Here is a 20548-nt window from a genome sequence, read left to right as displayed (position 1 = left end):
ACTTTGCTTTCCTCCGCTCCGACGCCTCCCCCGGTCCCCTCATCTCGCGTTCAGAAAAAGGTGAGAAATAGAGCCTTAAAATTTTCGCTTTTAATAACAAAAAAGCAGTCATTGGCATATCAAATAGCGCGTTGCAACAGCTTGGCAAGCCACTGCAGCCTCCAATCCAAACGATAAAAATGGCCCCAGCCAGCGTTGAGCGATTAGGACAGACGGGAAGACGACATCCCCCTTACGTCCATCTGAATGTTCATCTGAAAGAATGGAGGTTGATTGCAAAGATGAAGCGCATCTTGAGTGTGGTTGTAGGAGTGGGACTCATTCTAATGGCCCTGTTGGCTTGCGGCGAGAGCGCTGGAGGCTCCTCGTCCAACACGGGCACGGCAGTTACTCCAGCTTCCTCGACCTCTGCCGGCAAGTCGACAGGAGCTACAGCCACAAGCGCCCCGGCTAATCAGCATTTTAAGGTCGGTCAAGCAGTCAAGGTCGGCGACACCTGGCTTGTAACAGTGCTGGGCACCAAAACGAGCGATGGCGACGAGTTCAGCCATCCGAAAGCTGGTCACACCTATCTCCTGATCGACGTCTCCCTGAAGAACCTCAGCAACAGTGAGCAGGAAGTCTCTTCTTTGATGAACTTCACCCTGCGCGACAGCAGCGGTCAGCAGATGGATGTTGCCATTGTCAGCTCGGCGCCGAAGTCACCCGATGGCAAAGTCGAGGCCGGGGAGCAGATCCGCGGCACTCTGGCCTACGAGGTGCCCCGCTCAGAGCATCAATATACACTGGCTTTCGTGAGCGACCTCCTGGACAGCGGTCAAACCATTTGGGATATCACCATCTAGCTCCCTTCCTTTCTCTCCTCCTTGCTTAGCTGACCCCGTGCGGAAAGAAAACCCGCCCAGGGAAGCAACGGACGTCCTGTAGTCTCATTGTACTCTCTACAGGACGTCCGTCTCACTTACCCCGAACTCGCCTTCGCCCGTTGCCGCTGTTGCAAGCAGGCTGGTCGTTAAAGAGCTTTCCTTCCAGGGAGCAGGCTCCCTCGCTGGCGCGCACGGGACAGGGTACAGGAGGCAGCGCTGAGCGTAGAGCCGCCCCTTGTCAGGGCCTCTTCTCTCGTGCTACACTTGCCAAAAGATTACAACTTTTTTAGTCACCGCTCGTATCTCGCTATAGAAGGATCTTCCAATCAATTTCTATATATAGATAAAGCGGTCAAAACGGAAACGAGCGGATAGCCGAAGATGGATTCGACACTACGCGCATCAGGAACGCTGAGTCTTGGGCCAGTGGCCCAACCAGCACGCCATATACGTCGCAAGCGAGGTAGCCGGCCCGAGGAAAGCGCCGAGGCTATTTCGAGCCGGGGCCAGGCCCAAAGCGGGCAGGGAATAGCGGTGGGGGAACAAGTGCTGCACGGGCAGGTACAAGGGGCAGCCGTGGAGGCGATCAGCGATACGGCGCTGGTCGAGCTGGTGCTGGCAGGCGAGCAAGATGCCTTCAGCGTCCTCGTCGAGCGCTACAAAGACGCAGTCTACAATCTGGCCTACCGCATGCTGGGCAATGTGACCGAAGCGGAGGATGTCACCCAGGAAGCTTTCGTTCGCGCCTATATGCAGCTGGCCAGCTATAAGCCTGCCCATAAGTTCAGCACCTGGTTGCTCTCCATTGCTTCTCACCTGGCGATCGACCAGTTCAGACGACGGCGCTTCCTGGCGAGGTCGCTGGAGGAAGTGCCGTTTCTTGAATGGATTATCGATCTTGGTAGTAGCCCAGAGCAGTCCGCTCTAGAGGGCGAACAGCATGACGAGATCCAGCGCTACCTGCAGCGCCTCCCCGCAAAATATCGTGCCGTGATTGTCCTGCGCTACTGGTACGATCTTTCTTATGAGGAGATCGCAAGCGCGCTGAAGCTAACGCCTGCCCTGGTGAAGGCGCGTCTGCATCGCGCACGCGAGCTGCTCGCTCGCTATATGCAGCAGGAAGAGACGAAGGAGGGTGCGGTCAATGCGCTGCCGCGACGCTAGAGCATGGTTGATTGAGGAGCACAGCGAGAGCGAGGCAGAGACGGCCCGCCAGCGCTCCGAGGCGCTCGCCCACCTGGCTCGCTGTCCTTCATGCCAGCGCTATAAGCAGCAGCAGCAACGGCTGCAAAAGATGCTGCATGAGGGCTTCTTGCCTGTCTCTTGTAGCATCTCTACTGAGCAGATCATGCAGGCCATCTACCTGCGCCAACGCACAACCCGCCAGCTTGAAGCACTGCATCAGCAGCAACGCACCCGCCTGGCCCGTCTACGAGCGCTAAGCTCTTTATTCATGGCCTCTCTGTTTATATTAACTGCTGGCATTCCCTTCTTGTTATTCATGCTTTTCTTTAATCAGCCAGAGCTTCTGGTTAAAACGCTGCTAGTGCTAAGTGATGCTGTTGATGTCTTCCTGGTAGTGCTCACCTATCTGAGCCTTGGCCTGAGCTTTGTCTCACGGGATAATCTCCTACTGGCCGCGCTAGCCTTTCTCCTTCTGCTGCTCGCTGCCATGTGGCTGCGCCTCATGCGTGTACCGCAAGAAGCGTAGCATCGGCAGTAGTAGAGAAGATCTCAAGAAAAGGCGCAGGACAAAGCGGGTAGTGCTGCCAGGTCAGCTGAGCCTGACAGGTTGACTGAGCCTGACCTGCAGCCGGCATTTGAGTCTGGCTGGCTGCCCATATCGAGAGCGAGGGGATCGGGAGCCGATGCTTAAACCTATGCGGAAACGACAGCTGTGGCTCTGGTTTGCGAGGGCCGGCTGTATGGGGTTGGTGCTGTTCTGCCTCTTACTGCTCTTTTCGACCGGAGCGCTTTTCCCCAAGGAGGCCTTCGCCGCGACCGCTCTGGGTCCCCAGTTCCCAGGAGGAGGTGATCAGTGCGTCAGACACGGGCCGTTCATCGGTGGCAATCTTGTGGTTGCCAGCAATCAGGTGCTCTGCAGTGATATCATCTCTTTTGGCGGTACGGTCGCCATTAATGGCACGGTGAATGGCGATGTGGTGGCCTTTAATGGCGATGTTATTATCGAGGGCACAGTGAATGGAGATGTCAACCTCTACGGTGGCATGGTCACCCTGCAGAGCGGTTCGCACGTCCACGGCGATATTCACCTCTACTATAATGCTCACTGGGCTCGTGAGCGTAACGCCCAGCTCGATGGGGCCCTCATCGACCGCTCTCAGCGCTTGATCTGGCCTTTCACTAGTCCTCTGAGTTTTAGTTTCCCTTCCCTCTCTTTGCTCATCTGGGTTGGGCTGGGATTGCTACTTACCTGGTTACTCCCGGAGCACTTGATGCTGGTACGGACCACTTTGCAGACCAGCGCCGGGCGCAGCCTGCTCGTCGGTCTGCTTAGCTCGATCCTCGCCCCCGCGCTGATCTTACTGCTGAGTACTCTGATCATCACTATTCCACTCGCTATTATAGTGGCTGTAGGATTGGTTGCAGGGTGGGCCTTGGGCACGGTTGCTCTCGGTCTGTTCATCGGTGAGCGACTCTTACATACGTCTGCTCCCCAGCGACACGCTCGCCTCCTCCAGGTGACAGTTGGACTGTTTATCTTGACCCTGGCCAGCTCTCTCCCGATCATCGGCTGGCTGGTTAGTCTGGGAACGGGCCTGCTCGGCCTGGGCGCTGCGCTTCTGAGTCGCTTTGGCACGCGGCTCTATGGCCTGCCCAGGTATCCGCTTATGCTCTAGGCGGCGAGCTACTACTTGCTCGCTTCCTCTCTACTGGCCTTGGTCGTTACTTACTACTATGACGTTGACTACTTATTTGCTGGCCTGGAAAGAGGTCGAGGGACGCGCTGCTGAGACTAACTAACTAACCATCGCCTGACTGTGCGACATCCGTTATAATAGGGGCGTATTACTGATTGGGCCCGTCGCTTGCGGGCCCCCCCCTTCCCAAGTTCAGAAGAGGGGGTACGTACGGCCCCTCCTTCTTCACCCCTGCTGTTGCACAACAGTGTAGGTTTGTTACAATGTTGGAAAGATGGGACGGCACAATCGATGCGCTCGTAGGGCCTGCCCCCGCAGTTATACATGCAACCAGTCGAAACGTTTGCAGGGACGCAAGCCTCTAGAGTGCAGGTGGCCGCCGAGGTGATTATGAGCATCGATGTTGAACTGACAGACCTTGCCTATGGAGGCGACGCCGTAGGACGTTATGAGGGACGGGTCCTTTTTGTACCCGGTGGCATTCCCGGCGAACGCGTTCGCGTGGAAATTGTCGAAGAACGCCGCGGACATGCGCGGGCGGCGCTGCTGGAAGTTTTGCGCCCAGCCCCGGAGCGGGTGGAGCCACGCTATCCTCAATTGACCGATTGTGGCTGTCAATGGCAGCATATTGCCTACCCCGCACAGCTGACCTGGAAGGCCCATATCGTCCGCCAGTTGCTGGTACGCATCGGCAAGCAGCCCGATGCCGTGGTCCATCCGACGATTGGTATGCCCCCCGGCGTTTCGCCCTGGCACTATCGCAATATCGCTCAGTTTTCGACCGGTCCCAATTGTGAGATCGGTTTCCAGCTGACCGATAGCCATGACGTCCAGGACCTGGAGGATTGTCCGCTGCTACATCCCGCGCTGGATATGGTCTATCAGCGCGTGCGTGCCAAGTTGCTGAAGTACTTCGGGGACGCGCTGGGCCAGATGATCCAGAAGTTTACGATTCGCGGCGCCGTCGGCACTGTCAGCCCCGCCGGCGGCTCCGGCGAGACAGCCAGGGCTGTGCCTACGCTGTTGACGATCCAGGCCCGCCCCGGCTCGATCATCGAGGCGCCACAACAGTTGGCCCACGAGCTGATTACAATTGCTCCCGGCATCGTTGGGGTCATTATTGAGCGCGTCGGCGGACGCTTCGGCCGCGTGGTGGTGGGGCAGGAGTTTCTCACTGATATGGTCCTCGGTAAGCGCTTCCGCGTCTCTGCCGATTCGTTCTTCCAGGTGAATATTACTCAGGCCGCCACTTTGATCGAACGCACGCTTGCGATGCTGGAGCCGCGACGCAGCGATGTGGTGCTCGATGGCTACAGCGGCGTTGGCCTCTTCTCGGCTTTCCTCGCTAATCACGCCGCTCGCGTCATCGCGATCGAGTCGCAGCCCAGCGCCGTGACTGATGCGCGCGCCAACGCTTTGCTGAATAATCAGAGTAATATCACAACGATAGAGGGTACGCTGGAGCGCTTGCTTGGACAGCTCCATTATCGCCGCGAGCGTATCGATCTGGCGGTGATCGATCCACCCCGCGCCGGCTGCCATCCAAAGGCTCTTCAGGGCTTGCTGGCTCTGGCTCCGCGGGCAATCTGCTATGTGTCGTGCGATCCAAGTACGCTGGCGCGCGATATCGCAACGCTTTGCGCCGGCGATCGCTATCGCTTGATCGCCGCTCAACCAATCGATATGTTCCCTCAAACTTATCATATCGAGTGCGTCGCTCTGCTTGTACGCGGGAACATGCGCTGAGCTTGAGTTGCTCGCCTGCAAAGGCTCTCTTTCCTGAGTGTGTAAGCCTGTTGTCTCGCTCTGTGTTCTTGTATAACAAGAGAGCGCTGGACCAGTTGGCCGGGTCTCTTCCCCCATCCGAGGGAAGAGCCTCTACCGGTCCGGCGCTCGCTCGCTATTCTTGGGGTCCTCTTCCTCCGAGTTGAGTCGACCTCAGAGATCGATTCGATCGGCCCACTAGCCTGAGCGAGCCGCTCTTAGGGTCGCTTGCTTAGATAGACCTGGATTTCGCCTCCCTGGCTGATCACGGTGCCAGGTGGGGGATTCTGGCGCACGACCAGCCCGGGAGGAAGATCAGGGTAAGAGGCATCTTCACCTACGGCCACAACGCGCAGGCCAAACTCACTGGCGCGCTCAACCGCCGACCAATAATCTAAGCGCTGCAGATTGGGCGCGCCATAGTTGAGCCATTTTCCCTCTAACGTTGCCAGGATCGTTGCAAACCAGGTCTGCAGTTCCTTTTTGCTGGCATTCTCCTTGGAAATGGCATCCACCCGGTCCTTGTAGCCCTTAATCGAGTAGATCTTGTCCTGAATCAGGAAGGGATGATCAACAGTAGCGAGGACGATGTCGGCGCTGGACCCCGGGGTCTCGATGTAGACGTTCCCAATATCAAGTAGTCGCTCAATAACGCTGGAAACCGTCACCTTGACATCGCGAATATTCTTGTACTCGGTCTCAACTCGCGCCTCATAGAGAAAGATCAGGCGACGCTGGATGTCAATGATGCGACGGTCCGTCAGAATGTAGACGTCGTCGACATAGTTGATATAGATCAGCCCCATGACAAGCAGGAGCACCACTTCGATCAGGGCGACCAGATACCAGGTAGCAGGGAGGAGCTGGGAGATGCGTATCGCCAGCAGGGGAATCCCGATGAAGAAGAAGAGCGGCAGGGCCAGATTGCGATAGAGGACATAGCGCGAGCGCTGAATATACTCAACGGTGAACTCGCCCGAGGAATATTGGACATCGCAGGGGATGCGTAGGGGACCCCCAAAGGTACGCCGGGGACCACGCACGCGGTCAGGATGGCGCAGGGGATAGCCCTCATCGGCATCCGGGAGCTTGGGGACTTCCTTGCCTTTGGCAAGTTGCTCCAAGACGCGGGTCAGATCCTGGTCGCGGGGAGCAGGCTGCTTCTCCTCTGGCTTTTTATTGGCCTTCACTTCAGCGGTCAGCCCCTCGATGGCATCTTTGACCTTACGCGGGGCCGGTACGTCCTTCATGATAAAATCGCCGCCGGTGAGATAGAGATGGACGTTACCATAGGAGAGCAGGAGGCTGACCAGGCTGTCTTGATCGATGCCTACCTGGTTGACCTTGTTGATCTCGATCTGCTGGCGCACCGGCTGGAGCACTCCCCGCGAACTGATGATCCGCTTATTGGTAATAATGTAGGTCTCTAACCACCAGGCAAGGAAGTCTTTCCAGAGAAACCAGCCAAAGGCGGCCAGGGCCAGCAGCGTGATAATTACCTCCAGGGCCAGCCAGAGACCCCCCAGAGCGGGCTGACGCGTGCTGGCCCAGATTACCAGCAATAAAGCCAGGACCAGGCCAATGGTGGGCATGGCCGGCTTCAGCAGAAAGACTTTGTGCTTACGGACCACTAGCCGGACAACCTCATCAGGTTGCTGGCCAGGGAAGTGCCAGCGCCTGTCACGTCCTCGCCGGAACTGACGAATGTTCCAGCGTGCTCTCCCTGAGCGCCAGGGGTCGTCTTTCTCCTGCTCCTCGGCAGCAATGGTCTTGGCGTCTTTCTTGCTCATCGCTCACTCACCTCGGCTGCGTACCAGACGACTAGCCAGGCTTCCCTTGTCACCAGGCCGCTCGCACCTGGCCTCGCTCAGCCATTCCTCGCCTCTCTCTCCGCTCACTACTGACTTACTCCCCCACTTACCTGTCTCGCTGCTAGAACTTCTGCTACTTCTTCTTGCCAGCGCTGGCCGAGACCAGCCGGATGACGACCACAATGGCGACGATAATAAAGAGGCCGAGCGCATAGTAGCCCAGATGGTACTGATCCAGTAGAATGAAGCCCTGCCCCAGCATCACGGTCTGGGTCTGAGGGAAAACGAGGGTAGTGAGATAGAAGACCGCAACGCAGCCGGTGATGAAGGCTGGGCCCAGGCCAAGAACGCGATCCTGCGGCGCGCTCGGCTTGGGGAAGAGACGATTGCCCAGGAGATAGCCGGCTGCAATAATGCCCGCCAAGCAGAGGACAGTGACTATGGTCACCGCCCGCGATGAGGGGCCGATGCCAGGCTGATCAACAAAGAGCTGCGTCAGAAACTCTGTCAGCCCTCGCCCCACGTTCAAAATCAGAAAGAGCACCGCTCCCAGCACAAAGGGCAGTAGGAACAGCTCACGGCGCCATCCTCGACGGTAGCCAAGCCACAGAAAGACCGGCACCAGCAGGATGAATAAGGCTGTCTGGAGAGTAAGATGCCATTCCATTGTTTGCTTACCCTTCTCCCTCTAATGGCATCAGCCGTAGCCTGATTGCTAGCAGCACTGCAGTCCCCCTGAGCACAGTCCAGGGCGCTTACCTTACAGCGCTATACAAGCCTCTTTTAATCCCGCTCTAGCATCTATCATACCACATGTCAGCTATGAAATATAGCACTGGACGGGCGAAAACTCGCGGGTTTTTCGACTCCCGATAGGGAAGTTCTGGCTCCCATTCGCAATTTTCTCTCAGATATGCTATACTATAAGAAAATGCGAGTTTGAGAAGGAGCCACGGTCAGGCCAGGACAGGCCAGACGCTTGCTCCATCTCCACCCACCTCGTTCTCATCCGATGCAGCTAGCAGCGATCAAGAACTGGCGCTGATCTTTCTTTTTGTTTGAGGATTCTTGCACGATGGAAGAAGTAGGTAATGTTAAAACCGTCGATATTGTTGAGCAAATGACCGTCGCCTATCTGAACTACTCCATGAGCGTCATCGTCAGCCGCGCGCTGCCGGATGTGCGCGATGGCCTCAAACCGGTGCATCGCCGTATTCTGTACGCCATGGAGCAGATGGGCTTGCAGGCCAATAAACCCTTTCGCAAATGTGCCGGCACCGTCGGCGAGGTGCTCAAGCTTTATCACCCGCATGGCGATGTAGCCGTCTACGATACACTGGTGCGCATGGCCCAGCCCTGGTCGATGCGCTATCCCCTGATCCTGGGACAGGGCAATTTCGGCTCGCAGGACGATGACCCGCCAGCGGCGATGCGCTATACTGAGGCCAAGATGGCCCCCATCGCCGATGAGATGCTGCGTGATATCGACAAGGACACTGTCGATTTCGTGCCCAACTACGATAACCAGACGAAGGAGCCGACCGTTTTGCCAGCGCGCCTGCCCAACCTGCTCGTTAATGGCTCGGCAGGCATCGCGGTCGGTATGGCGACTAATATTCCTCCTCACAATCTCGTTGAGGTCTGTAACGGCATTATCTACCTGATCGATCATCCCGACGCCACAACGGAAGATCTCTCGCGCATCATCCTGGGCCCCGACTTTCCCACCGGCGGCATTATTCAGGGCCGCGAGGGTATCCGCAATATGTATGCCAACGGACGGGGGCGCATTATTGTGCGCGCTCGCACCCACATTGAGGAAAATGAGCGCGGGCGTGTCAGCATCGTGGTGACCGAGCTTCCCTATCAGGTCAATAAGGCCGAGCTTGTCAAGAAGATCGCCGAGCTGGCCCGCGACAAGAAAATCGAGGGGATCGCCGAGGTGCGCGACGAATCCGATCGCCGTGGCATGCGTATGGTGATCGAGCTAAAGCGCGATGCCAATCCGACCAGTGTCCTCAATTCTCTTTATAAGTATACTGCCATGCAGAGCGCCTTTAATGCCAATATGCTGGCACTGGTCGATCGTCAGCCACGTATTCTGACGCTGAAAGGGTTCTTGCAGCACTATATCAGTCACCGCGAGCAGGTGATTACGCGGCGTACCCGCTACGAGCTGGCACGCGCTGAGGCTCGCAAACATATTCTCGAAGGCTTCCGCAAGGCCTTTGAACATCTCGATGCCATTTTGCAGACGATTCGGCAGTCGCAGGGAACGGAGGCCGAGCTTAATCGCACCCTCCAGGAACAGTTTGGCTTCTCGGAGGCGCAGGCCAGTGCCATCCTCGATATGCGTCTGGCCCGTCTGGCCGCTCTCGAGCGCCAGCAGGTCGAAGAAGAGCTGCGTACCGTTCAGCAACATATCGATTATTATAATCTGGTGCTGAGCGACATTAATGAGGTACGGAAGCTGATAAAAGCTGATCTGGAGGAATTGAAGGAGAAGTATGGCGACCCGCGCCGGACCGATATTCGCGAAGGAGAAGCCGGTGACTTCACTGAAGAGGACCTTATCCCGAATGAGGAAGTGGTCGTCACGCTGACGGAGAAGGGCTATATTAAGCGTCTTCCGTCGAGCACCTACCGCGCTCAGCGCCGTGGGGGCAAGGGGGTCACTGGCATGGTCACGCGCGAGGATGACGCCGTTCGGCATTTGCTGGTGGCCCACGCTCACGATAGCCTGCTCTTCTTTACAGATCGAGGCCGCGTCTATCAGCTCCGCGTCTATGAACTGCCCGATGTCAGTCGGACAGCCCGCGGCGAGCACCTGATTAATTTGATTGCCCTTGATCAGCAGGAGCGCGTGACGGCGATTGTGGCCGTTCCCAAGGGAGTCAGCCGCGACTATATGATTGTGGCCACACGCAAGGGCGAAGTAAAGAAGACCGCGATGAGTGAGTTCGAGAGTGTGCGTCGCCAGGGTCTGATCGCTATGAATCTGGAGGAGGATGATCGCCTGATTGGGGCCAAGCTGGCACGCTCCGACGATCACGTCCTCTTGATTACGGCCCACGGGAAGGCGATCCGCTTTACGGTGGAGGAGCTGCGCGCCGCCTCGCGCATGAGCGGCGGCGTGCGCGGTATTCGGCTGGAAGAGGGCGACAGCGTGGTCTCGCTCAATCTGACTCCTCGCAATAGTGAGCTGTTAGTGGTTACGGAGCGCGGCTATGGCAAGCGTACCCCGATCGAGGAGTATCCAGTCCAGAGCCGCGGCGGCAGCGGCGTGATTACGGCTAAAGTAACAGAGAAGACCGGCCCCGTGGCGACAGCTCGCATCATTACAGATCTCGACAATGATTTGATGATCATTACTGCTGGTGGCGTGGTGATCCGTACCGAGATCAGTAACGTTTCGCGCCTGGGTCGCGCAACCCAGGGGACCCGCCTGATGAGCATTGCTGAGGGCGATAGCGTCGTAGCAGTGGCAACAACAAATGGGAAGCGCAACGGTGAGCGCGAGGAGGGTAGCCTCACTAAAGAGGATCAGCAGAGACCGACTGGCGAGACGGCGGATACGCTGGCCACGGGGGATGAGGGAGAGCCGGCTCCTTCCGAGGACCTGGCTTCTCAGCAGGACTAGCCGGCCTGAGCGCGTTGGCAAGCGTCGTCTGGGGGCGGGCCAGGTCTGGCCCAGCTTGGCCGGAAGGCCAGCATCTTGCCAGATCTCGCCCGTCCCCCGCTCTTTTTGCTGCTTTGACTGGACCCTCTCCGCTTCGTCTGGAGTAGACTTCCCGCCTTCGCTTTCCGGGTGTGAAGGCATCCCTACAGCGAGCGGTCTGTCTCGTCTCCTACAGCTCTGCCTGCTCGTTGAAGAGCCGCGCCAGTTCGTGAGGCGATGGCAGCGGTTGCCCAGCCCGGATGCGCTGAGCCGCCAGTCGATCTTGATGAGCGCTCTGGCGTACCAGCGGGAAAGAGCGGCGGAATTGACGTGCAAAGCTGGCAGCCTTTTGCTCGGAGAGCGCGGCTCGCCGCTCATAGGCATGGGCTAGCAGCTCTCGCTTGAGATCATCCTCTGCTTCCACGAGCAGTAAGAAAGCAAGGACAAAGTCCGGTTTGCCTCGTTCAGCATAGGAACGCGCATATTCCAGGCCGTCTACTCCCTCGGCTAAGCGCTGCCGGGCCTGAGCAGTAAAGACCTCCTTCAGCGCAGGAGCATACAGCTCGGCAAAGGTCGCACTCATTACGTTTTACCTCACTCGTGCAGAGCAGCTCGATAGGCCTGCCTCTGACGACGCTCCTCCTGTCGCCACTTCCAGGCGTAATAGATTAGCTCGCGGAAGGCTCGCGCAATGACGTCCGGTCTGGCGCCTGTCGCTCGCCCTCCTTTGCGAGGAAGATGGCGTACACCAACCTCGGTATAGGTATAGCCCGCGCGCGTGAATTTGTAGAGGATCTCGGTGTTGATCATGGCGCCCCGCGTCTCTAGCTTGTGCTCGCGAAAGAACTGCGAGCGGTAGAGCTTAAAGGCGCAGTCGATGTCGCGTACGCGCAGGCCAAAGACCAGACGCACAAGCCATTTCCATCCCCAAGCATTCAGCTTGCGCATCCAGGTGTCCTGGCGTTTGATTCGGTAGCCGAGGACGGCGTCGAAGCGCTCAATGAGGGGGAAAAATCGCTCAATGTCGCGGATATCGAACTGGCCATCTGAGTCCATGAAAAAGGCCAGGTCTTTACTCGCTGCCTCAAAGCCACTGACCAGGGCTGCTCCATAGCCGCGATTGACCGGATGGTTGATGAGGCGGATGCGTGGATCGGTGGCAGCCAGCGCCTCCACGATGGCCCTGGTGTTGTCTTTGCTGCCGTCGTTGACTACCACGACCTCAAAGTCCTGCACCCAGGGCGTCAGAGTTTCGAGGACATTCTGCAGTGTACCGGCAATGGCTGCCTCTTCATTATGGGCAGGCAGAATGACCGAAAGGCTGTACTTTGTTTTGACTCCTGTCTCAATGGTTTCTGACTGTAATTCGCTCATAGCTCCTTGTTACTTGCCGTACGGCGGTTGAGATGAAGAAGAACCGGGTTTTTCTTCTGGCTCGCACGGCCCAACGGAGATGTCAGTAGCATCCTTGCTGACGTGCAGACCTTGACCATTCTGGCCCATGCATAGCCGGATGCCTGATGCCGACTGCCGGCGGAGGCGCGTGCAGGACCTACCATCCTTTTGCCTGTGGGGAGGCCCTTTGGCATTCCAGCAAGCCTGATGGCAGCTATTAGAACGAGCCAGTTCCTCAGTTGTGTAATACCATTTCCCCGCCAGAATGTCCAGTGGCTGGAGCGACTAGGCTTTCAGGCCAGAGGCCGCCCCGCTTCCGTGCCACTACGCCAGGCTCCCATTCACTGCTCGCTTCATGCAAGTGCACAACCGCTAGCGCTAGCTAGATGGGCCTTTCCTCAGCTAGTCATGTGTGTAACGCCTGCTTTAGCTCAAGAGTAACAGCCTCACAAGGTTGTGGCCAGGGTGAGGGAGGTGCCAGGGGCAAGGAGCCGCTTTTCCCGTTCCTCTCTTGGCCTGCCTTCGCTCAAGCTCCTGCCTCTGGACACCATCTGCTATAATAGGCTGTGCATTTCCGATCTGGAGGCGCGAGAGAACCAGGCTATGTCAGCACAGCAATACCGAGCCTTGCAGGGCTTCCGCGATATTTTGCCCGATGAGCAGCCCTACTGGCGCTTTGTCGAGCAGACCGCCGTAGCGGTGGCTGAGTTGTATGGTTATCGCCGTATCGAAACTCCTATCCTGGAGGAGACCGGGGTCTTTCTTAAGACTTCTGGCGAAACCTCGGATGTGGTTGAGCATCAGATGTATACTTTCGAGGACCGCCCAGGCAAAGAGGGCCGAGGCCAGAGTCTGACGCTGCGTCCCGAGGGAACTGCAGGGGTGGTGCGGGCTTACTTGGAGCATGGGATGTTTAAGCTGCCCCAGCCTGTGAAGCTCTACTACCTCAGTGAGCCGATGTTTCGCCACGAACGGCCCCAGGCTGGTCGGTATCGTCAGCACCACCAGTTTGGCTGCGAAGCTCTAGGCGAGAGCGACCCCGCTATCGATGCTGAGCTGATCGCTCTGCTCTATCAGGTCTATAGACAGCTCGGCCTGCATGCGATCCGCGTTCAGCTCAACAGCATCGGTGACCCGGTCTGTCGTCCGCGCTATGTGGAGGCTCTGCGCGCTTATTATCGTCCTCTGCTTGACCAGTGCTGCCATAACTGTCAATCTCGCTTCCAGAAGAATCCTCTGCGGCTGCTGGATTGCAAGGAGCCACAGGATCAGGCTAAGATTGCCGCCGCGCCGCGCAGTGTTGATTACCTCTGCCAGGCCTGCCATGAGCATTTTGAGCGTGTCCAGCGTTTCTTGTCTCTTTACGAGGTACCCTTCGAGCTGAACCCGCTGCTTGTGCGCGGTCTGGATTATTACACGCGCACGGTCTTTGAGTTCACTTCTGAAACCGACAATACCGCGCTCAATGGGGGCGGACGCTACGACGGGTTGGCAGAGCTTTTGGGTGGTCCTCCTACGCCTGGCATTGGTTTTGGCATGGGCATCGAGCGGGTGATTCTAGAGCTGAAGCGTCAGGGGATCGTTCCTCCTGCCCCTGAGAGGCCCCGGGCTTTTGTGGTTTATATGGGCAAGGAGCCGGCGCTAAAGGAGGCGGCGGTGCGTCTCATTGCTGAGCTGCGGCACGCTGGTATCAAGGCCGAAATGAGCTACGGCGATCGCAGCCCCAAGGCTCAGATGAAGCAGGCCAATGCTTCAGGCGCCAGCTATGCCTTGATCATGGGAGAGGAAGAGCTAGCCAGAGAAGTAGTGACTGTACGCGCTCTGCGCGCCGAAGAGGCCGAAGGAGAAGGGCGCCAGATCGCCATCCCTCGCACCGAGATCCTTGGCTATCTTCAGAATCTGCAGGGTTAAAGCGGGCAAGGAGCAGCGCAGCCAGAGCGCGCCGGACCTCGTTGAGGTGCTGCGCTTTCGCTTAGTGATCCTTTCTTTCAATGGTGATCTGCTCTTTGCTCCTTGCCCGTCTGTCAGTTAGCTGGCTTGTGGACGGTGAAGATCTCCCAGAGGCCAGCCTCCCTCTTTCAGATGCTCCCCGTCTTTGCTTGCGCCTAACTGGCCAGAATGCTGTAATAGTTAGCTGGGAGCTGGCAGCCGCGGTAGAGGGCCCCGAGTAAGGCTGGCTGCGTCTCGACTTCGACAGCACCTCGTGGGCAACTGAGCGTCAGGCTGCGTGCTCCCATGCCCAGATCTTGTCTCAAAGGTTTGGGATGGCCGTCTACATCTACGACGCCAATTGGCCAGAGCTGCCCGTCGATGATAAAGTCCTGCCCGCTGAAGTAAAAGAAAGGCACGCGGTAGCTCATGGCGGTGCGCACATCGGTAATCAATGACAGGATATGGGCAATGGCGATTTCGGTCGGGTTGTAGACATTGAGGCCACAGCCCTGGAAACAGCCAGTGCCCTCGACAATCCAGATGTGTTCCCCTAGCTTGCCGCTGTTGAGATCGATGCCGAACTGCTGCGCCCAGAAGGTCAACAGCCCATAGAGATTGTTAACATAATCGCCTGGGTAGCCATTATGCCAGCTATCGATGAGGCCCAGGGTCTGCGTGTGCCAATCCCAGTGGCCACCTGGATGGACCAGAGTATTCATGGCGGTTTGCATCTCGTTGAGATAGGCAACGCGTCCCATGAGCTTGCTATAGTCGTTAGGTACCACGAGAGGATCAACCGAGCCAAGGATGACTTTGGCACCTGGATCGTAGGTATGTACCGCCTGGGCGCACAGATCGTAGAAGCGCGCAAAGCGCTCGGGGGTCACATAGGTCGTCCAGGCGTCTAGCTTCATCTGCTCGTTGCCGCATTGCACCGCATCTGCGCCGGCAGAAGCAGCATCTTGAATAATGTTGGGATCATAGAGGCGCGGTGGCCCTGCGCTTGGTTGGCACAGCGTCAGTAAGACATGGAAGCCTGCCGCATGCATACTGGCAATGGCCTGCTTCAGGGCAGTGCCCTGTAAGCCGGCCGCGCCACAGCTGTGAGCCCCGAGACGAACCCAGCTGATGCCGCCTGCGGCGGCGGCGATGCGCCCCTCAACGCCGAGAATGGTGGCCGGATTACGGGTTGGCGAAGGGGTTGGCGTCGGCGTCGGTGTCGGGGTGGCGGTAAGCGTCGGTGCAGGGGTTGGCGTCGGCGTCGGCTGCTGGGCCATCGGCACCGGGGTCGGTGTGGCATCTTTGCCCTCGATGCCCGCCAGCGCCACCCGATAGGCCAGGGCCGTCAGGGCCACGCTGCTCAGCATGATTGCTACACTAAGGAGTAGCGTCGAGCGCTTGAGCGTGCTTCGCGAGATCATCTTTCTTCTTAAATTATTAAATAACCACTATTACAAATAGATCAATACAACAAAAGCAATCAGAGGGCACTACTTCCCAATGCAAAATTCGCTGAAGATTCGTTCAAGCAGGTCAGCGCTCGCCGTCTCGCCCGTAATCTCGCCGAGAGCGTGGCAGGCAGCCTGCAGATCGATGGAAACGAAATCAAGGGGCAAGCCCTGTTCCAGCGTCGCCAGGGCTGCTTGCAGGTGCTGTGAGGCCAGACGCAACGCCTCTTGATGGCGCAGATTGGTCACCAACACGCTATCGCTCTGCAGGACTTTCCCAGCCAGCACCTGGTTAGCGATTGTCTCCTCTAGCTGGCTCAACCCCTCGCCGGTGAGGGTCGAAGTCATCACTAGAGGCGCTTCCGGCCAGAAACGGCGTACCTGCTCAATTGGGAGCGAGCGCGGACGGTCGATCTTATTCAGCACCAGAATCACCGGGCGCCCGCTGCGGCCATCGGCGCCTGCGTTCTCCCCTTGTCCAAATCCCAGGCGCTGCAGCTCCTCACAGACCTGGCGATCTTGTGCGCTGAAATCTTCTGCAGAGTCGAAGACCAGCAGGACCAAGTCAGCACTCTCGGCGGCGGCGCGGCTACGCTGAATGCCGATCTGTTCCACAGGGTCGTCTGTGGGGGTGATTCCGGCTGTGTCGATCAAGTGCAGCGGGATACCGCGGAGATTGGCCACCTCTTCGACTGTATCGCGCGTTGTTCCGGCGATTGGCGTGACGATAGCGCGCTCGCTGCGCAAAAGGGCATTCAGGAGGCTGGATTTGCCGACGTTGGGGCGGCCAATAATGACGGTGCGCAGACCCTGTCGATAGAGGCGTCCCTGCTCTGCCCCCCGCAACAGCTCGTCGATCATGCTCTGAGCGGTCTGGATCTGGGGACGCAATTCGTCCGTCTTGGGAGTAGGGATATCGTCTTCAGGGAAATCAATGCTCGCTTCGATGCGCGCCAGCACTCCCAGCACGACCTGCCGGGCCTCGCGCAAGCGGGCTGACATGCGCCCCTGCAGCTGCTGCATGGCCAGCCGTAGCCCCGCCTCAGTGCGCGCGCTGATGATATCCATCACCGCCTCAGCCTGCGCCAGGTCAAGGCGCCCGTTGAGAAAGGCGCGCAGTGTAAACTCACCCGGCTGAGCAAGTCGCGCCCCGTGCTCCAGGACAAGACGCAGTATACGCTGCAGAACCAACGGCCCACCATGCCCGTGGATCTCAACGACATCTTCACGGGTATAGGTATGGGGCCGGCGCATGAACGCTACCAATACCTCGTCGATAACCTCGCCGTTACGCGGGTCGACGATCCTCCCATAGGTGAGCTGGTGCGAGGGTGGGAGCGTTTGCTCCCCCCGAGGGCGGCGGAAGAGCGGGAGCACGATGGAGAAAGCCGCTTCCCCACTCACGCGCACGATGCCGATGCCACCCACGCCGGGAGGGGTGGCGATGGCTGCTATGGTGTCACTCTGCATGGCTCCTCGCATAGTCCGCATTATAGTGCGCTCCTCCTCAGCATGCAAGAGGACCCCCTAGCCAGTAGAGAGCAGGCGCTCAGGGTGCGTGTAGACGTTCATTGAATGCCCTCGCAGGAAACCGACTAGCGTAATACCGGCTTGCTCTGCCAGCTCCACCGCCAGACTCGATGGCGCCGAGATTGCAGCAACACAAGGGATACGGGCATAGAGCGCTTTCTGGATGATCTCGAAGGAGGTGCGCCCACTGACCATGAGAATATGCTCACGATAGGGGAAGTTGCTCTGAAGCAGGCCAAAGCCGACCAGCTTGTCGACAGCGTTATGTCGCCCAACATCTTCACGCAGCAGCAGGAGATCACCTTCTGGCGAGAAGAGCGCCGCCGCGTGCAGGCCCCCTGTATGAGAGAAAACCGCCTGAGCAGCTCGCAACCGTTCGGGCAGGCTGTAGAGCACATTGACCCCGATGCGTAGCCTATCCGGCTCCAGTGGGGCGATGGAGCTGAGCAGATCGGCAATGCTATTTTTGCCACATAGTCCGCAGCTAGAGGAGACTGCAAAATGGCGCTCAAATGTGACCTGACAGGCGGCAGCCGGTTCACCTGCCGGGGAGCCTTCAGAGCGCAGGGTGACATCGATCACGTTCGGCAGCGGAAGACCATCGGCATCGACGGCCTCCGCTACCCTGAGCACCTCCTGCGGCGAGCGAAGAAGACCTTCGTTGAACAGAAAGCCCAGAGCCAGCTCGCGATCGTGACCAGGGGTACGCATAATCACGGCAAGACTGCGCTGGTTGAGCCGAACTTCTAGCGGTTCCTCGACGGCCAGCGCCTCTTCACGCTGCTGGGGCTGCTCTTCCTCCCAGTGCAGTACGCGCGCACTCATCACGCGCAGAGGATCAATGGCCGAGCGCCAGAAATGCGTAGCAGTCACGGTGCTCTCCTCCTTTGCCTTTCATTGCACCTTCTCATCAGGCAAGCCGCCTTGCCGACAATGGCAGGCCGCTAGACTATCATTCTGGCCCGATGTCCCTAGCAATTGACCCTACGCTCAGATGAGCGCCTCTTGATGGTCACGTTGCGGCTTGATCCGGTCGCAGGCAGAGCTTGACTCGTCCTCATCAGGTCAGCAGCGCCGCCTGCTGTCCTACCTACATGCTCCACCCCGTGTTAGCCTCGTTTGGCCCTGATTGACGCCTCGCATCTGGCCATGCTAGGATTTAAGGAAAGTTGCTTCCTGAATCCCTCAGCTATTACTGCCGACACGGCTGTCAGGCTGTTCCTGACCCAGGAAGGACAGCTTATATCGATCAGCATGCAGGGGTTTCAGCTATGCACCATTATGTTAAATCGTCAAACGAGCTGCTGCGCAAGCGCGGCTATCGCCTTACACCCCAGCGCTCCATGATCTTAAATGTCATTCATGAAGCTGACACTCACTTGAGCATCGAGCAGATCACTGAGCGCGTTCAGCAGCAGAATCCCTCAGTCAGTCTCTCAACCATTTACCGCACCCTTGAATTGCTCAAGGAGCTGGGGCTAGTGCGCGAGAATCGCCTACCGGGCGAGCCACCGCGTTACGAATGTGCACCGGGCAAGGCGCATCACCATCTGATCTGCCGCGACTGCCGCGTCATCATTCACCTTGATGAGAACCTCCTTGGCAACTTACATGAAGATCTCCAACGCCAGTACGGTTTTCATGGCCTGACACTCGATCTGGTCGCTAGCGGCTACTGTGATACTTGCTGGCAGAAAAGGGAGTCCGTTTCCTCAGCCAGTGAGGCCGCTGGCGTGGCAAAGCACAATAGCCATGACGAGATCTGAGGGAAGCAGTCTCAGCCTTTCCCAAGGCAGCGCCAAGTAGTGGTTAGCACTTGAGAGAGTCAGCGTCAGGCGTTCCAGGCCTGGAACGCCAGGCCATGTTTGGTTTGCTCTCAGCCTGGGCGCTGCCAGGGCCATCCGCGCTCTACCATAGCCTCCCTGACTGACTGATTGACTTACTCATACCTCACCCTGGGCCGCCTGGCTGACCTGGAAATGACGCAGCATCTCCTCTAGACTATCGCCGCCGTATTTTTCTAGCAGCGCTTCCGTCAAGACAATCGCCATCATCGCCTCGCCGACAACGCCGCCGGCAGGCACAACGCAGACATCGCTCCGCTCATAGCGAGTCTGCTCGATATTCTCACCGCTGGCCAGATCGACAGCGGGCAAGGGATGAGCCAGCGAAGGAATGGGCTTCAGAGCCACACGGACCACCAGAGGCTCACCATTGGTGATCCCTCCTTCGATGCCCCCAGCATTATTCGTCAAATGGTACCAGCCGCCGTCGGGGCTATGCCGCAGCACATCATGGACCTGGGAACCGGTGCGCCGCGCCGCCTCCAGACCTGCTCCGATCTCGACAGCTTTGGCAGAAGGAATGCTCAACATGGCTAGGCCCAGACGCGCGCTCAGACGCCGATCCCACTGGCTATAGCTACCCAGTCCGATAGGAACCCCTAGCGCCACAACTTCAAAGACGCCGCCGCAGGTGTCACCGCTCCGCTTTGCTTCCAGGATACGAGCAATCATACGCTCAGTCAAGGCCGGGTCCGCACAGCGCATCGGCGAGGCCTCAACCTGCTCCCAGAAACCAGCAGGATAGGCATCGCGTGTCAGTGGGCGCGGCTCCTCATAGCCGACATCCGCAATGGCCAACACATGGCTGTGAATCGAGATGCCAAAGACCTGCAGCAGTTGCCGACAAAGAGAGCCGACAGCCACGCGCGCCGCCGTCTCACGCGAGCTGGCCCGTTCAATAACATTGCGTACATCGCGATGGCCATATTTGATGGCCCCCGTAAAGTCGGCATGGCCGGGTCGTACACGCGTCACTGGCTCAGGTGCTACCTCAACTGGTTCAGGACTCATTGTCTCTTGCCAGTTGACCCAGTCGCGATTCTCAATCTGCATCGTGATGGGCGAGCCCAGCGTACGCCCGTGCCGGATGCCAGAAAGAAAGCGTACGCCGTCCTTCTCTATCTTCATGCGCCCCCCACGACCGTAACCACCCTGGCGACGACGGAGATCATGGTCGATCGCCTCACGGTCAATCTCTAGTCCGGCAGGCAGGCCCTCGACAATGACGGTCAGGCAGGGACCATGCGATTCCCCTGCGGTTAAGAAGCGAAACATCGGTAGGCTTACCCTCCCAAAAGTCCAGGTTGCCTTGATTATACAGGGAAAGGAGGCAGGCCGTCAGCAGGGAGGAAGCGTAAGCAGGTCCGTTCCCTTTTCTCTCTCAGTTGCCTGGAGACGGCCACTCATGAAGTGCAGGG

16 protein-coding genes are annotated in these 20548 nt (G+C 58.2%); 8 read left to right on the top strand and 8 right to left on the bottom strand.

Annotated features, from left to right (window positions below; all coding sequences use genetic code 11):
• Positions 1-281: 281 nt before the first annotated feature.
• The 5 genes from AC6H1L_RS14210 to rlmD all read left to right on the top strand — a co-directional run bounded on the left by AC6H1L_RS14210 (position 282) and on the right by rlmD (position 5494).
• Positions 282-845 carry a DUF4352 domain-containing protein gene (locus AC6H1L_RS14210; RefSeq protein ID WP_497598148.1) on the top strand — a complete coding sequence of 188 codons (564 nt, stop codon included), beginning with the start codon at positions 282-284 and terminating at the stop codon, positions 843-845.
• 402 nt (positions 846-1247) lie between these two features.
• Positions 1248-2030, top strand: a complete 783-nt coding sequence (locus AC6H1L_RS14205; protein ID WP_497598147.1) for a sigma-70 family RNA polymerase sigma factor — start codon at positions 1248-1250, stop codon at positions 2028-2030.
• Positions 2011-2577 (top strand): hypothetical protein, encoded by a 567-nt coding sequence (locus tag AC6H1L_RS14200; RefSeq protein WP_497598146.1) that lies wholly within the window; start codon positions 2011-2013, stop codon positions 2575-2577. The genes AC6H1L_RS14205 and AC6H1L_RS14200 overlap by 20 nt, the downstream gene beginning before the upstream one ends.
• 214 nt (positions 2578-2791) lie before the next feature.
• Positions 2792-3727 (top strand): bactofilin family protein, encoded by a 936-nt coding sequence (locus AC6H1L_RS14195; RefSeq protein ID WP_497598145.1) that lies wholly within the window; start codon positions 2792-2794, stop codon positions 3725-3727.
• A gap of 345 nt (positions 3728-4072) precedes the next feature.
• The gene (gene rlmD / locus AC6H1L_RS14190; RefSeq protein WP_497598144.1) at positions 4073-5494 is read left to right on the top strand and encodes a 23S rRNA (uracil(1939)-C(5))-methyltransferase RlmD; all 1422 of its coding nucleotides are present in this window, start codon (positions 4073-4075) and stop codon (positions 5492-5494) included.
• 236 nt (positions 5495-5730) lie between these two features.
• On the opposite strand, the gene AC6H1L_RS14185 is transcribed toward rlmD, so the two are convergent.
• Entirely contained in the window at positions 5731-7302 is a 1572-nt protein-coding gene (locus AC6H1L_RS14185; RefSeq protein ID WP_497598143.1) for a PH domain-containing protein, read from the bottom strand.
• Positions 7303-7456: 154 nt separating this feature from the next.
• On the bottom strand, positions 7457-7990 hold the full coding sequence (locus AC6H1L_RS14180; RefSeq protein ID WP_497598142.1) for a hypothetical protein: 534 nt from the start codon (positions 7988-7990) through the stop codon (positions 7457-7459).
• A gap of 408 nt (positions 7991-8398) precedes the next feature.
• On the opposite strand from AC6H1L_RS14180, the gene gyrA reads away from it, so the two are divergent.
• Entirely contained in the window at positions 8399-10963 is a 2565-nt protein-coding gene (gene gyrA, locus AC6H1L_RS14175) for a DNA gyrase subunit A (RefSeq protein WP_497598141.1), read from the top strand.
• A 208-nt stretch (positions 10964-11171) separates the two neighbouring features.
• On the opposite strand, the gene AC6H1L_RS14170 is transcribed toward gyrA, so the two are convergent.
• Positions 11172-11564, bottom strand: coding sequence for a hypothetical protein (locus tag AC6H1L_RS14170; protein ID WP_497598140.1), 393 nt, complete (start codon positions 11562-11564; stop codon positions 11172-11174).
• 11 nt (positions 11565-11575) lie between these two features.
• Positions 11576-12355, bottom strand: a complete 780-nt coding sequence (locus AC6H1L_RS14165) for a glycosyltransferase family 2 protein (RefSeq protein WP_497598139.1) — start codon at positions 12353-12355, stop codon at positions 11576-11578.
• A gap of 624 nt (positions 12356-12979) precedes the next feature.
• Here AC6H1L_RS14165 and hisS point away from each other — a divergent pair.
• On the top strand, positions 12980-14287 hold the full coding sequence (hisS, locus tag AC6H1L_RS14160) for a histidine--tRNA ligase (RefSeq protein ID WP_497598138.1): 1308 nt from the start codon (positions 12980-12982) through the stop codon (positions 14285-14287).
• A 194-nt stretch (positions 14288-14481) separates the two neighbouring features.
• Here hisS and AC6H1L_RS14155 read toward each other — a convergent pair whose 3' ends face one another.
• From AC6H1L_RS14155 to fdhD, 3 genes are all read right to left on the bottom strand, one after another.
• Positions 14482-15729, bottom strand: coding sequence for a hypothetical protein (locus tag AC6H1L_RS14155; protein WP_497598137.1), 1248 nt, complete (start codon positions 15727-15729; stop codon positions 14482-14484).
• A gap of 69 nt (positions 15730-15798) precedes the next feature.
• Positions 15799-17247 carry a tRNA uridine-5-carboxymethylaminomethyl(34) synthesis GTPase MnmE gene (gene mnmE / locus AC6H1L_RS14150; RefSeq protein WP_497598136.1) on the bottom strand — a complete coding sequence of 483 codons (1449 nt, stop codon included), beginning with the start codon at positions 17245-17247 and terminating at the stop codon, positions 15799-15801.
• A 36-nt stretch (positions 17248-17283) separates the two neighbouring features.
• A complete protein-coding gene (gene fdhD / locus AC6H1L_RS14145; protein ID WP_497598135.1) occupies positions 17284-18159 on the bottom strand; it encodes a formate dehydrogenase accessory sulfurtransferase FdhD in 876 nt (291 codons plus the stop codon).
• 398 nt (positions 18160-18557) lie between these two features.
• Here fdhD and AC6H1L_RS14140 point away from each other — a divergent pair, with 398 nt between their 5' ends.
• Positions 18558-19052 carry a Fur family transcriptional regulator gene (locus AC6H1L_RS14140; protein ID WP_497598134.1) on the top strand — a complete coding sequence of 165 codons (495 nt, stop codon included), beginning with the start codon at positions 18558-18560 and terminating at the stop codon, positions 19050-19052.
• Positions 19053-19229: 177 nt separating this feature from the next.
• Here the strand turns inward: AC6H1L_RS14140 and aroC are convergent, their stop codons facing one another.
• Positions 19230-20405 (bottom strand): chorismate synthase, encoded by a 1176-nt coding sequence (gene aroC, locus AC6H1L_RS14135; protein WP_497598133.1) that lies wholly within the window; start codon positions 20403-20405, stop codon positions 19230-19232.
• Between the last annotated feature and the right edge of the window lie 143 nt (positions 20406-20548).

Source organism: Thermogemmatispora argillosa, assembly GCF_059696725.1.
This window is presented reverse-complemented; position numbering and strand designations above follow the sequence as displayed.

Coding starts and splice junctions, on each gene's coding strand:
- AC6H1L_RS14210 (WP_497598148.1), top strand. CDS start 282: ATGAAGCGCATCTTGAGTGTGGTTGTAGGAGTGGGACTCATTCTAATG.
- AC6H1L_RS14205 (WP_497598147.1), top strand. CDS start 1,248: ATGGATTCGACACTACGCGCATCAGGAACGCTGAGTCTTGGGCCAGTG.
- AC6H1L_RS14200 (WP_497598146.1), top strand. CDS start 2,011: ATGCGCTGCCGCGACGCTAGAGCATGGTTGATTGAGGAGCACAGCGAG.
- AC6H1L_RS14195 (WP_497598145.1), top strand. CDS start 2,792: ATGGGGTTGGTGCTGTTCTGCCTCTTACTGCTCTTTTCGACCGGAGCG.
- rlmD (WP_497598144.1), top strand. CDS start 4,073: ATGCAACCAGTCGAAACGTTTGCAGGGACGCAAGCCTCTAGAGTGCAG.
- AC6H1L_RS14185 (WP_497598143.1), bottom strand. CDS start 7,302: ATGAGCAAGAAAGACGCCAAGACCATTGCTGCCGAGGAGCAGGAGAAA.
- AC6H1L_RS14180 (WP_497598142.1), bottom strand. CDS start 7,990: ATGGAATGGCATCTTACTCTCCAGACAGCCTTATTCATCCTGCTGGTG.
- gyrA (WP_497598141.1), top strand. CDS start 8,399: ATGGAAGAAGTAGGTAATGTTAAAACCGTCGATATTGTTGAGCAAATG.
- AC6H1L_RS14170 (WP_497598140.1), bottom strand. CDS start 11,564: ATGAGTGCGACCTTTGCCGAGCTGTATGCTCCTGCGCTGAAGGAGGTC.
- AC6H1L_RS14165 (WP_497598139.1), bottom strand. CDS start 12,355: ATGAGCGAATTACAGTCAGAAACCATTGAGACAGGAGTCAAAACAAAG.
- hisS (WP_497598138.1), top strand. CDS start 12,980: ATGTCAGCACAGCAATACCGAGCCTTGCAGGGCTTCCGCGATATTTTG.
- AC6H1L_RS14155 (WP_497598137.1), bottom strand. CDS start 15,729: ATGATCTCGCGAAGCACGCTCAAGCGCTCGACGCTACTCCTTAGTGTA.
- mnmE (WP_497598136.1), bottom strand. CDS start 17,247: ATGCGGACTATGCGAGGAGCCATGCAGAGTGACACCATAGCAGCCATC.
- AC6H1L_RS14140 (WP_497598134.1), top strand. CDS start 18,558: ATGCACCATTATGTTAAATCGTCAAACGAGCTGCTGCGCAAGCGCGGC.
- aroC (WP_497598133.1), bottom strand. CDS start 20,405: ATGTTTCGCTTCTTAACCGCAGGGGAATCGCATGGTCCCTGCCTGACC.